The following is a 10,525-nucleotide window of genomic DNA, read 5'->3' as shown; positions in this document are numbered from 1 at the left end:
CGGTCGAGACGGCTGCTAGCGAGCGCGTCGAGGGCTTTCAATGCTCACTGTCGAGCCAAAGCGAGTCGACCGCAAGCGAGCGGACCCAGTCACAGACTCGGTCTACTCCTCGGGACGGGGCATCGCTTCGAGTTCGCGGATCTCGGGGGTCTTCTCGACGCGCTCGTACTGGCGTTGCCACGCCTCCGCGGGGAACAGGCCGTTGCGGTCGAACAGCTCGCGGGCCGCCTCCGTCACCCGGTAGAACTTGTAGGGGTAGCCCCGGGTCCGCTGGCCGGCGGGGACCGTCAGCTCCTCGACGACGCCCGCCTCCGCGAGCGTCTTCAGGTGGTTGCGGATGGTGTCGGCCTCCAGGCTGGGGTTGATGTAGTCGAGTTCGTCGACGCTGGGCGCGCCCTTCGGGTGGCCGACCACGTCCGCGACGATGTTCGCGCGCGTCTCGTCGGTGACCCGCTGGAGCGCGAGCCACGGGTCGAACGCGTCGGTCGCCCCGTCGGCCCCGCCGTCGCTCGCCTCGACCGGTTCGGGCCTCATACTCGCACATACGACCCCCGCCGGCATAAACACTTGGACGCTGAGCGCGAGTGGTTCTCGACTGTTCGTCGAACGATCGTACGATCGTTGCTCCGACTGTCGGAAGACACTTGCCACCTCCGGGAGTCGAGCCGGCATGGTCGACGACGGGAACGCGTCGGGGGACGCGGGCGACGATGAAAATGCGGGGGAGCGAACGGAGTACGTCGACGGCGTCGACGGCGGCGACCTCGTCGACACGAGCCCGGACTCGCTGACGCTGACGCCGGAGCAACACGAGCGGCTCAAGACGCACCTCCACGGCGACCGGCTGAACGAGATCGAGTACAGCGACCGGCGGTACCTCGTCGTGGGGCGGGGCGGCGACGACGGCCCGGGGCGGCGCCGCCGGCGGGTCCGCGACCTGCTGGACGACCGCCGCGACGCGACGGCGTTCATGCTGGAGGACTTCGGGCTCTCGGGTTCGGAGATCGACCTGTGGGCGCCCGCCTTCGAGATCCTCTGCGAGCAGGCGACCCACGTCGTCGGCGTCCTCGAGGACTTCGACGGCGGCCACGTCTGGGAACTGGGCTACCTCTACCACGAGGGGAGCCGCGTCCGCGACGCGCTCTGGCTGCTGAAGCGGACCTACGAGAGCGACGAGCGGCGGCGCGAACGCTACGACAACGGGATGGCCGCCGCCCACCTCGCGGCGCTCGAACGCGCAGCGGGCGACCGCGTCGTCCGCTGGCACGACGAATCGGACCTCCGGCGGGCCGTCGGCGAGATCCCCTGACGACGTATTGCGTGGGCAGTTCTCGCGGCGCCTCGATCCCGGCACCCCGTCATCCAAGACCGAGCGGCCCCAAGTGGGGGTATGGCTTCGCTGCCGCGGATCGAGCGGACGCCCGACGGGCGGCGGCTGGTCGTCGACCGCGTCGTCGGCGCGGACGCCGAGACCGCCTGGGCGGTCCTGACCGACACCGAGCAGTGGCCCGAGTGGGGCCCGAGCGTCACGGCCGTCCGGTCGCGCGACCGCTACATCGAACCCGGGTCGAGGGGGGAGGTGCAGGTCGCCGGCGGCCCGTGGGTCCCCTTCGAGGTCGATACCTGTGCGGACTACCGCTGGACGTGGCGCGTGGCGCGGATCCCGGCGACCGGTCACGCGGTCACGCCGCTGGGCGACGACCGCTCGCGGGTCGCCTTCGAGATCCCGCTGCTGGCGGGCGGGTACGCCGTCGTCTGCCGCCGGGCGCTCGACCGGATCGCGTCGCTCGCCGAGCGCGACGAGCTATCGACCGGGTAGCTGCTCGGGAAAAGGGATGACCGCGGCCGTCGTCAGACCGACTTCTCGAGGCGTACGTCGGTTACTTTGTGGATGTCCTCGCCCATCCCCTCGCCGTCGCAGTCGTCGCTGGGGCATCGATAGTGCCAGCCGTCCTCCGTGGCCGTCCGCTCCGCGAACCGCTCGCCGCACTCGTCGCAAAAGAGGTCGCCCTGCGAGCACGTGTCCCGGTGAAGTTCGAGTTCCAGCTCTGTACTGAACGTGCGTTTGCAGTTGCGGCAGACGTGGGTCATGATCGGAAGTTCGGGATCGCTCCATATATCAACACCGGAACGTTCACGTCCGTGGGAACCGCTCGCGGGATGGCGTGAACCCCGGGACGGCGGCCGGTAACCTCGGACAACCGGGGTGATCAACTCTCCAGAACCGGCGGCCGTCCGGCGATCGCACACCGCAGGGACGAACTGTGAGTCGCGAACGGGGGAGGGGCTACCGGGTGTCGAGGTCGTCCTCGTCTTTGAGGATGCGGGTCTCGGCCTCGCCGCTGGAGACCTCGTTGACGAGGTCGTAGAACTCGTTTTGCATCCCGGCGGGGAACTCGACGACGCCGACCCAGGAGCCGTCGGGCTGCCACTCCTCGCGCTCGAGGTCGCCGAACTCGCGGATCTGCGCCTGGCCGCTGCCGGCGTAGTCCGGCGGGAGCTGGGCGGCGACCTTCACGGTGTCGAAGCGGATGGGGATCACCGGCCGCAGCGCGTCGAGCGCCTCGTCGACCTGCTGCTCGACGGGCTCCATCGGGTCGACTTTGAAGTCGGCCTCCTCCAGGGCGCTCTCGATGCGGTCGGGCGGGTGGGGCGCGTCGTCCATCTGCGGGTTGACCGCGTTGCGCGTGATGCGGTTGACGAGCTCCTTGTGCTTGCGCTCCTGCATCTCCTTGCGCTGCTCGGCGGTGATCTGGATCTCCCCGCGTTCGACGACCTCGGGGATGATCTCCAGCGGGTCGGTGGTGCCGAACACCTCCTCGAGCGCGTTCTCCGGCGGGCGGTCCCCGCGGGAGGCGTTCTCGAAGACGTCCTCGGCGGCGATCACGTCCTCTAGGTCCCCGTCGAACTCGCCGCGCTTCATCGCGAGGGCGGCGTCGGGTTCGACGAGCACTTCGAAGCGCTCGCCGTGGGACTCCAGACGCGCCGTCACGGCCTCGTCGAGCGATATCATACCCGGAGGTAACACCGTGTGGGTAAAAAGGTGTGTGGGGCCCGACTCCACGCCGGCGACCCCGTGGCGGCGGACCGCCCGGTCGAGCCCGGGAACGGGCGCCGACCGCGAACCGCGTTACTCCTCGTCGCTCTCGCTCTCGTCGTCGTCCTCGACGGCGAGCAGGTCGAGCTCGTCGAGGTGGGACTCCTTCTCGGCGTCGCTCATCTCGGTGAACGTCTCGTCGTCGACGCTGATGGTGGCGATGCCGATGCCCTCCGGGGAGAGCTCGCCGTCGTTGACCGACGCGAGCGCCTCCAGGGCGAGGCCGACGCCCTCGTCGAGGTCCATCTCCTCGCTGTAGTTGTCCTCGAGGTACTCCCGGATGTCGCCGCGGTCGGCGCCGACGGCCAGCGCCTTCCACTCGTAGGGCGTCCCCGACGGGTCGGTCTCGTAGAGGCGGGGCTCGCCGTTGGCGATGCCGCCGATGATGAGCGCGACGCCGAACGGGCGGGCGCCGCCGACCTGGGTGTACTGCTGGATGTGGTCGGTGACGGCCTTGGTGAGCGTCTCGACGCCGATGGGCTCGCCGTAGCGCAGCTGGTTGACCTGCGCCTGGCGGCGGGCGAAGTCGATAAGCTGGCGCGCGTCGGCGACGTGGCCGGCGCTGGCGATGCCGATGTGGTCGTCGGCCTTGTGGATCTTCTCGACGCTGGACCGTTCCATCAGCGGCGAGCGGATGCGCTTGTCCACCGCCAGCACGACCCCGTCAGCTGTTCGGACGCCGATACTCGCCGTGCCGCGCTTGACGGCTTCGCGGGCGTACTCGACCTGGTAGAGCCGACCGTCCGGCGAGAAGATCGTGATCCCTCGGTCGTACGCCTGCTGTTGCGATTGTCCCTGCATATTTATAGATCGAGTTCGGTCGCCCCGACGAACGCGTCGTCGGCCCGCACGTCGATTCGGCCGTCGCGACCGACGGCACGCCGCTCGGCGTTCTCGAAGACGACGTTTCTCTGGTCCGTTGGTTCCGGCGGGCTCCGTATATACTTTTCTTCACAGGCCCGCACCGTGCCGCTAACCCCCCGCACGCGGACGCCCACCTCCGCCCCCTCGACCGCGTCCAGACAGGCCAGGACCGCCCGCGCGCGGTCGACCTCGCCCCGGCGCGCCCGCACGATGGCGTGGCCGGCTCCCTCCTCGAAGGAAAACCGGACCACCGACAGGTCAACCTCGGCGCTCCCGGCGTCGCCCACGAGGTTCTGCGCCGCGAACCACAGCTCCCGCTGGAACGCCCGCCGACCGATCTCGGCGTCGGGCCACGCCGCCAGCCCGACCGCGAGGTAGCGCCACCGCGGCTGCAGGTGCTTCGGGAGGTGTTTCACGACTCCTCACCCGCGTCCGACGCCCGCTCGGCCTCCGACCGTCCCGTCCCTCTCCGGCTGCCCAGCGGTACCACGCGCTGGGCGACGAGCACACCCACCTGGTCGTGGACCCGTTCGACCGCCGTCACCGGGTAGCCGGCGTCCGTGAACGCGTCCGCGAGCGCGCCCACGGTCGCCGGGTCGTCGACCTCGGGGCTGTAGAACGGCTCCTCGGGGTCGGCCCCGTCGAAGAACATCACGTCGCCCAGCACGATCCGCCGCGGTCCGAGACCGGTGATCACGTCGATGGCCTCCCGTTTCTCGTCGTCCGAGAGGTGGTGCATCGCGAAGTTGGTCGTCACCACGTCCACGTCGGCGTCGTCGGGGACGGCGGGCTCGCGGAACCGCCCCTCGCCGAACTCGACGTTGGTGAGTCCCCGGTCGTCGGCCTTCGCGCGGGCCTCGTCGAGCATCCCGTCGCTGATGTCGCGGCCGATCAGCCGTTTCGCCTCCTCGGCCAGCGGGAGGGCGATGGCTCCCGTTCCAGTCCCGAGGTCGAGGACGGTATCGTGCGTGCGAGGGTTGGCGTGCTCGACGACCAGCGACGCGCAGGCGCGGTACTCGTCGCTCTTCGAGTCGTCGTACTCGCCGGCCTTCTCGTCGAAGCGGGCGGCGTGTTCGTCGATGGAGCGTTTCATACCACCGCGTTCGCCCCGCGGGGGCAAGAACGCCTCGCTCCCGGCGGGAGGCTACCGGTCGTCGCTATCGGCGGGCGTCTCCCCGTCGCTGTCGGGCGGCATTGCCTCGGCACCGTCGTCGTCCGCGGACACGCGATAGACACCGGGTTCGACGAACGCGTCGCTCGCCAGCCGGCGATTGCGCTCGACGATCCGCCCCCACTCGGCGAGGCCCGCTCGCACCTGCTCGGCGTCGAACCCGAGCACCTCGCCGACCGCGGCGAGTTCGCGGGGCGCCCGGAGCTGCAGGTGGCTCCGCGGGTCGGCGCTGACGACGTAGGGGGCGTCGTAGGTTTCGACGATCTCCCGGAGCTTGCGCAGCCCGCGGATCGCCTGGACCCGCCGGCCGCCGTCGGCTCGCAGCACCCGCCCGAAGGAGAACTCGAAGCGGACGCCGTTCTCGGCGGCGGCCTTGGCGAGGACGTGGTTCACGTCGCCGTCGCCGACCATCGGGTGGGCGAGCACGTCGACGGCGGGCTGTTCGACGGCGAAGCGGTTGATCGCGGGCGTGCCGCCGTGGACCGCCACCACCGTCTTCGACCGGCGGTGGTTGCCGACGAAGCCGCTCGCCCGCGAGGGGTCCTCGGCCCGGACCTCGACGCCCTCGACCACCTCGACGCCGTATTCGTCGGCTATCTCGTCGGCGTCGAACTCGGCGAGGGCGTCGCCGTGGTTGCGGACGACGACCCCGTCGAACCCGTACTCGGCGGCAGTCATCGCGTGGCGAGCGACGGTCGCCTCGCCGTCGGGATGGGCGTGGACGGCCTCGAAGCACGAACTGTCCGCGTCGGTCATGGGCGCCTCAGAGCGCCTCGAAGACCTCGCGGGCGTTCTCGACGGCCTTGGGCTTCTTGGCGGGGTAGGCCTCGACCTTCGAGCGGAAAGTGATGCCGTCGCCGCGCTCGACCTCGCCGCGGAACGCCGCCTGCTTGTCCAGCGTCAGGTAGAAGGCGCAGTTGTCGTCGACTCGCTCGTCGAGTTCGTCGACGACGGCGTCGACGTCGCCGAGGTCGCCGAGCGCGTCGAGGACGTGGCGGATCTCGTCGGCGCGCTCGACCCGCGCCGAGAGGACGACGATGCGGTCGCCGTGATGGCCCTCCGAGACCGCCCGCTCGACCTCGAAGTCCTCCGGGAGGAAGGTCCGCAGCGCCGACTCGACGCGCTCCTCGTCCTCGGTGACGTAGCAGAAGGCGCGCAGGTCGACGTAGTGCAGCGGGACGGAGGACATCGGGCGTGGTTACTCCTCGGCGGCTTCGAGGTTGTCCTCGGAGACGCCGGCTTCCTGCCCGTCCTCGAAGGAGACGGTGTAGTTCTCGTCGCCGAACATCGTCTCGACGACCTGCGTGATCGTGCCCTCTTCGCCGTCGTACTCGCTGTGCTCGTCGCGGAGGATGACGCGGTCGTCCTCTTCGAATGCCATGGGCGGCGGTACTCGACGGCCCGTCAAAAAGGGATTGATCCGTCCCACGCGAGGGCGCTCGGGGCCCTCGCCGGCGGCCGCGGTCCCGCCGGCCCGCGCGCTCCCGGCCGTCCGCCGGACCCCCCGATTCTCCACCGATACCCACCGTGGTAGCCCGGGGCAACTGGCAACGAGGTCGAAAACTTATGCCGGTGACCCGCGAACGTGTGGCCATGACCGAGCGAACGCGCGCAGGCCGGCAGAAGCGGTTGCCGAGGCGACCCCACCCGCCGACACCGCCGCGATGACCGCCGTCGACAACCTCTGGTACCTCGCGACCGAGGCCCGCCAGGCGGCCGAACAGGTGTACCACCGCTTCGCCGACGAGCACGACGACTTCGTCGAGTTCCGGACCACCCGGACGGTCTCCCGCGACCGCTTCCGGACCGTCGCCGAGCGCATCGAGGCTCAGGGGCTCCCCTACGGCGCCCACACCCTCGCCTACCGTCCCTCCGGCGAACTCCTGCTCGTCAAACAGGACGCCATCGACACCTGGGTACTTCCGGGCGGCGAGGTCGAACCCGACGAGTCCGTCCGCGAGGGCGCCCGCCGGGAACTCGCCGAGGAAGCGGGGATCGACGTGGCCTACGACGGCCTGGGGGTCCTCGGTGAAGTCCGCTTCCGGGGGGACGGCCACGAGACGTGGGGCGTCCTTCCCATCTTCGAGGGCGAGGCCGAGTCGACCGACCTCGACGTGCGCGACCCCGACGGCGAGATCACCGAGGCCCGCTGGTTCGAGGAATTGCCCGAGAACACGCGAGACCGGTCGGTCCTGCGGGAGTGGCGCCGCGACCGCTTCGGCGAGTGAGCTGTCGCACGAGGTGGCTGCAGGAGGTTCGGCACGCCTGTTTCAGCTGTCCGAATATCGCTCAATGAAGGCTGTAGCTGTTGCGGTGAGCGGGTGCGGTGCGGTCGGCGTGCGCTGGAGCGCGCGTTCATGCGCGCGACCGTAGCCGCGCGAGGGATGAGCACCGCACGCCGAAGGCGCGCGGAGCGCAATCGGCTGGGGAGGCTCGTGGCCGTCTGCGGTGCTGTGCGGGGCGGGTGCGGCGCGGTTGCTGTGCGGCCCTGGCGGACTGAAAGGGCGAGGCGCGCTCGCGCCGATAGTCGCCTGAGTGACCCCTATCCGCGCGGGCGGTGCCGAGAGCGCGGATATGTCGCTCAGCGACCGCGAACGCGCCGAGGGCTTTCAACGCCTGCTGTCCCCTGCGGTACCGACTCCAGCTAGCGAACGCGCCGAGGGCTTTCAGCGCTCACCGATGAGTACGGTCGCGGTCACTCGCCTTCGTTTCATATCGATTCAAACAGCACTCACTGACAAGCGAGCGCGGCTACTGACCAGCTGATCCAGTCCACTAATTCTGCAATCAATACGTTCGCGAACCGTTCTCCGACGCCCCAGCCCTCCGGTTACGACTCCGGCCCGAACTGCTCGCCGTCGCGGGCGTCGGCACGCATCCGCCGGACCGTGGCGCGGGCGTTGCTGGCGTCGTAGCCGAACAGCACCGACTCGGCGTACTCCTCGGCGACCTCGGTCGCGTGGACGAGGTCGTCGATGTCGACCTCGACGGCGTAGAGTTCGATCGAGAACGGCGAGTCGAGTTCGTCGACGAACCCCTTCGCGAGGATCTCCAGCCAGTAGGTCGTCGAGTAGGCCATGTCGTACAGCGGGACGACGAACTCGTCGACGTACTCGTCGAGTTCGTCCACGTCCAGCCCCGCGCGGTCGTAGATGTGCCCCGGATAGGGGTCGGGATAGAGCGTCAGGTAGAGCGTTCCGGGCACGCGCTCGCGGGCCTCGGCGACGAACTCGGTGATGACCGACGCCCGCCAGGCGCGCCAGTCGTCGAAGTCGCTGGCCGCGAAGGTCTCCTCGCAGCGGTCGCAGTGGCAGTACTCCTCGCGGGGAAAGCCCACGTCGTCGAGACGCACGTCCTCGTTGGCCTCTGCGGCGTCCTCGATTATCTCCAGCAGGCCCTCGCGGTAGCGCTCGTGGGTGGGACAGACGTACGCCCAGTCGAAGTAGGGGCGCTCGCGGGTCGCCTGTTCGCCCTCGTCGCTGACGGGGACCAGGTCGGGGTTGTCGGCGGCGGCCTTGTTGTCGCCGAAACAGGAGACCATGTTGACGCCGGTGTCGACGGGCTCGGCCGCGCGGCCGGTCACGTCCTTGACCTCGTAGAAGGCGCGGTCGAACTCCGCCCACTCCAGCTCGGGCTCGTTGCGCGTGACGACGCCGTACATACCCGTGGGTCGGGAGCGCGCGGTGTAAGTCGTTCGAAAAGGCGGTCGGAGAGCGATACCTCGCCGGGGCGGGTCGCGCCCTGGTACCCCCTTACTCGCCGAGCGCCGTCTTGTAGGCGACGGCGACGGCGACCAGGGCGACCAGCACGAACAGTGATTTCTTCGACATCGAACGAACGTTCGTGGCAACCGGTTAAAGTGTTTCTGGTGCGAAACGAGCGGTCGGTCCCGTCGCGACGTGCGGGAACCAGCGGCGGTGCGCCCGGCGAACGGGGTCAGGCCACGTCGATCTGCTCGGCGATGGAGTCGCGGACGATGGTGTCGCAGTAGGTGCAGCGGATGCCGTCGTCGAGCACGTCGAAGCGGGACTCGACGGGCTCGTCCTCGGTGGTGATGCAGTGGCGGTTCGGACAGGAGAGGACGCCGACGACCTCCTCGGGGCGCTCGACCCGGTGTTTCTCGACCACGTCGAACTCGCGGACGATGTTGATCGTCGCGGCGGGGGCGATCAGCGAGAGCACGTCCACCTCGTCCTGGCTCAGCTCGCGGCCCTCGACCTTGACGATGTCCTTGCTGCCGAGGCGGTCGCTGGGGACGCGCATGCCGACGCTGACCGTCTCGCCGCTGTCGGCGTCGATGCCGAGGATGGCGAGCACGTTCAGCGCCTGGCCGGCGGTGATGTGGTCGACGACGGTGCCGTTGCGGATCTTCGAGACGCGGAGTTCGCGGTCGCTCATTCGTCACCTCCGAGGAGCAGGTCCAAAAGCGCCATCCTGACGGGGACGCCGTTGTGGGCCTGCTGGAAGTAGTGGGCGTAGTCGGTGTCGTCTATCTCGTGGGCGATCTCGTCGACGCGGGGCAGCGGGTGCATGACCGTCAGGTCGTCGCGCGCGGCCTCCAGCGTCTCCGTGTCGATCTGGTACTCGCCGGCGACGGCGCGGTACTCGCTCTCGTCGGGGAACCGCTCGGCCTGGATCCGCGTGACGTAGAGCACGTCGAGTTCCGGGAGCACCGGGGCCAGTTCCGTGTGCTCGCGGATCGACGCGCCCTCCTCGTGGAGGTCGTAGCGGACGCTCCGGGGGAGCTGGAGGCTCTCCGGGCTGATGAAGTGCTGGTCGGCGTCGAAGTTCGTCAGCGCGTGGGCCAGCGAGTGGACGGTGCGACCGTACTTCAGGTCGCCCATGATCCCGATCGTCAGGTCGTCGAAGCCCGCCGACTCGCGGATCGTGTACAGGTCCAGCAGGGTCTGTGTGGGGTGCTGGCCGGCGCCGTCGCCGGCGTTGATCAGCGGCACGTCGACGAACTCGCTGGCCATCTGGGCCGACCCCTCGCTGGGGTGTCGGAGGACCAGGGCGTCGGCGTAGCCCTCGACCACCCGGACCGTGTCCGCGAGGCTCTCGCCTTTCTTGACGCTGGAGGACTCGACGGTGCCCATGTCCACCACGTCGCCGCCCAGCCGCTTTATCGCCGCGGTGAAGCTCATCTTCGTCCGCGTGCTCGGCTCGAAGAAGAGCAGGCCCAGCAGGGCGTTCTCGTGGCGGTCCGCGAACGACTCGGGGTCGGCGGCCACCTCCGCCGCCCGGTCGAGCACCGCCTCGATGTCCGCCCGCGAGAGTTGTTTCGCACTGGTAATGTGGTCGTGACGCATCGAGTAGAGTCGGGCCCTCGACTGTCTTGAAACTCCCGACACGGGGTCGCGCCCGGGCCGGCCCCCTCGAAGCCTCGGCGGACG

15 protein-coding genes are annotated in these 10,525 nt (G+C 69.6%); 3 read left to right on the top strand and 12 right to left on the bottom strand.

All coding sequences use genetic code 11. The annotated features are described in order from the left end of the window. Positions 1-102: 102 nt before the first annotated feature. Positions 103-534, bottom strand: a complete 432-nt coding sequence (locus ACMGFG_RS03190) for a helix-turn-helix domain-containing protein (RefSeq protein WP_436928909.1) — start codon at positions 532-534, stop codon at positions 103-105. Between the two features lie 136 nt (positions 535-670). On the opposite strand from ACMGFG_RS03190, the gene ACMGFG_RS03185 reads away from it, so the two are divergent. Both ACMGFG_RS03185 and ACMGFG_RS03180 read left to right on the top strand, forming a co-directional pair. Next, on the top strand, positions 671-1,309 hold the full coding sequence (locus ACMGFG_RS03185) for a DUF8170 family protein (RefSeq protein ID WP_436928908.1): 639 nt from the start codon (positions 671-673) through the stop codon (positions 1,307-1,309). Between the two features lie 81 nt (positions 1,310-1,390). Then, positions 1,391-1,819, top strand: a complete 429-nt coding sequence (locus ACMGFG_RS03180) for an SRPBCC family protein (RefSeq protein ID WP_436928907.1) — start codon at positions 1,391-1,393, stop codon at positions 1,817-1,819. 32 nt (positions 1,820-1,851) lie between these two features. On the opposite strand, the gene ACMGFG_RS03175 is transcribed toward ACMGFG_RS03180, so the two are convergent. The 8 genes from ACMGFG_RS03175 to ACMGFG_RS03140 form a co-directional block, all read right to left on the bottom strand. Beyond that, entirely contained in the window at positions 1,852-2,091 is a 240-nt protein-coding gene (locus tag ACMGFG_RS03175) for an HVO_2901 family zinc finger protein (RefSeq protein WP_135363205.1), read from the bottom strand. 196 nt (positions 2,092-2,287) lie between these two features. Then, the gene (locus ACMGFG_RS03170; protein WP_436928906.1) at positions 2,288-3,013 is read right to left on the bottom strand and encodes a ribosome assembly factor SBDS; all 726 of its coding nucleotides are present in this window, start codon (positions 3,011-3,013) and stop codon (positions 2,288-2,290) included. Between the two features lie 117 nt (positions 3,014-3,130). Next, positions 3,131-3,898: an archaeal proteasome endopeptidase complex subunit alpha gene (gene psmA / locus ACMGFG_RS03165; protein WP_436928905.1), complete on the bottom strand. Its 768-nt coding sequence runs from the start codon at positions 3,896-3,898 to the stop codon at positions 3,131-3,133. Positions 3,899-3,900: 2 nt separating this feature from the next. Next, on the bottom strand, positions 3,901-4,377 hold the full coding sequence (locus tag ACMGFG_RS03160) for an Rpp14/Pop5 family protein (RefSeq protein WP_436928904.1): 477 nt from the start codon (positions 4,375-4,377) through the stop codon (positions 3,901-3,903). After that, positions 4,374-5,054: a methyltransferase domain-containing protein gene (locus ACMGFG_RS03155; RefSeq protein WP_436928903.1), complete on the bottom strand. Its 681-nt coding sequence runs from the start codon at positions 5,052-5,054 to the stop codon at positions 4,374-4,376. The genes ACMGFG_RS03160 and ACMGFG_RS03155 overlap by 4 nt, the downstream gene beginning before the upstream one ends. Before the next feature lie 51 nt (positions 5,055-5,105). Further along, on the bottom strand, positions 5,106-5,888 hold the full coding sequence (locus tag ACMGFG_RS03150; protein ID WP_436928902.1) for an RNase P subunit p30 family protein: 783 nt from the start codon (positions 5,886-5,888) through the stop codon (positions 5,106-5,108). 7 nt (positions 5,889-5,895) lie between these two features. Continuing rightward, positions 5,896-6,321 (bottom strand): RNA-binding protein, encoded by a 426-nt coding sequence (locus ACMGFG_RS03145; protein ID WP_436928901.1) that lies wholly within the window; start codon positions 6,319-6,321, stop codon positions 5,896-5,898. Positions 6,322-6,330: 9 nt separating this feature from the next. Then, positions 6,331-6,513 carry a DUF1918 domain-containing protein gene (locus tag ACMGFG_RS03140; protein ID WP_436928900.1) on the bottom strand — a complete coding sequence of 61 codons (183 nt, stop codon included), beginning with the start codon at positions 6,511-6,513 and terminating at the stop codon, positions 6,331-6,333. Between the two features lie 283 nt (positions 6,514-6,796). Between ACMGFG_RS03140 and ACMGFG_RS03135 the strand changes: the two genes are divergently transcribed. Next, positions 6,797-7,360 carry an NUDIX hydrolase gene (locus ACMGFG_RS03135; RefSeq protein WP_436928899.1) on the top strand — a complete coding sequence of 188 codons (564 nt, stop codon included), beginning with the start codon at positions 6,797-6,799 and terminating at the stop codon, positions 7,358-7,360. 602 nt (positions 7,361-7,962) lie between these two features. Here ACMGFG_RS03135 and ACMGFG_RS03130 read toward each other — a convergent pair. The 3 genes from ACMGFG_RS03130 to pyrB form a co-directional block, all read right to left on the bottom strand. Beyond that, a complete protein-coding gene (locus ACMGFG_RS03130; RefSeq protein WP_436928898.1) occupies positions 7,963-8,793 on the bottom strand; it encodes an alpha-amylase family protein in 831 nt (276 codons plus the stop codon). Positions 8,794-9,068: 275 nt separating this feature from the next. Beyond that, entirely contained in the window at positions 9,069-9,530 is a 462-nt protein-coding gene (gene pyrI, locus ACMGFG_RS03125) for an aspartate carbamoyltransferase regulatory subunit (protein ID WP_436910716.1), read from the bottom strand. Then, a complete protein-coding gene (gene pyrB / locus ACMGFG_RS03120) occupies positions 9,527-10,441 on the bottom strand; it encodes an aspartate carbamoyltransferase (RefSeq protein ID WP_436928897.1) in 915 nt (304 codons plus the stop codon). Before pyrB ends, pyrI begins: the two co-directional genes overlap by 4 nt. Positions 10,442-10,525 lie beyond the last annotated feature (84 nt).

This window comes from Halosimplex halobium, assembly GCF_051414055.1.
GTDB lineage: Archaea > Halobacteriota > Halobacteria > Halobacteriales > Haloarculaceae > Halosimplex > Halosimplex halobium.
Note: the sequence above shows the minus strand (reverse complement) of the source record. Positions and strands in the feature narration are given on the sequence as shown.

Coding starts and splice junctions, on each gene's coding strand:
- ACMGFG_RS03175 (WP_135363205.1), bottom strand. CDS start 2,091: ATGACCCACGTCTGCCGCAACTGCAAACGCACGTTCAGTACAGAGCTG.
- ACMGFG_RS03170 (WP_436928906.1), bottom strand. CDS start 3,013: ATGATATCGCTCGACGAGGCCGTGACGGCGCGTCTGGAGTCCCACGGC.
- ACMGFG_RS03130 (WP_436928898.1), bottom strand. CDS start 8,793: ATGTACGGCGTCGTCACGCGCAACGAGCCCGAGCTGGAGTGGGCGGAG.
- ACMGFG_RS03135 (WP_436928899.1), top strand. CDS start 6,797: ATGACCGCCGTCGACAACCTCTGGTACCTCGCGACCGAGGCCCGCCAG.
- psmA (WP_436928905.1), bottom strand. CDS start 3,898: ATGCAGGGACAATCGCAACAGCAGGCGTACGACCGAGGGATCACGATC.
- ACMGFG_RS03140 (WP_436928900.1), bottom strand. CDS start 6,513: ATGGCATTCGAAGAGGACGACCGCGTCATCCTCCGCGACGAGCACAGC.
- ACMGFG_RS03145 (WP_436928901.1), bottom strand. CDS start 6,321: ATGTCCTCCGTCCCGCTGCACTACGTCGACCTGCGCGCCTTCTGCTAC.
- pyrI (WP_436910716.1), bottom strand. CDS start 9,530: ATGAGCGACCGCGAACTCCGCGTCTCGAAGATCCGCAACGGCACCGTC.
- ACMGFG_RS03180 (WP_436928907.1), top strand. CDS start 1,391: ATGGCTTCGCTGCCGCGGATCGAGCGGACGCCCGACGGGCGGCGGCTG.
- ACMGFG_RS03185 (WP_436928908.1), top strand. CDS start 671: ATGGTCGACGACGGGAACGCGTCGGGGGACGCGGGCGACGATGAAAAT.
- ACMGFG_RS03150 (WP_436928902.1), bottom strand. CDS start 5,888: ATGACCGACGCGGACAGTTCGTGCTTCGAGGCCGTCCACGCCCATCCC.
- pyrB (WP_436928897.1), bottom strand. CDS start 10,441: ATGCGTCACGACCACATTACCAGTGCGAAACAACTCTCGCGGGCGGAC.
- ACMGFG_RS03155 (WP_436928903.1), bottom strand. CDS start 5,054: ATGAAACGCTCCATCGACGAACACGCCGCCCGCTTCGACGAGAAGGCC.
- ACMGFG_RS03190 (WP_436928909.1), bottom strand. CDS start 534: ATGAGGCCCGAACCGGTCGAGGCGAGCGACGGCGGGGCCGACGGGGCG.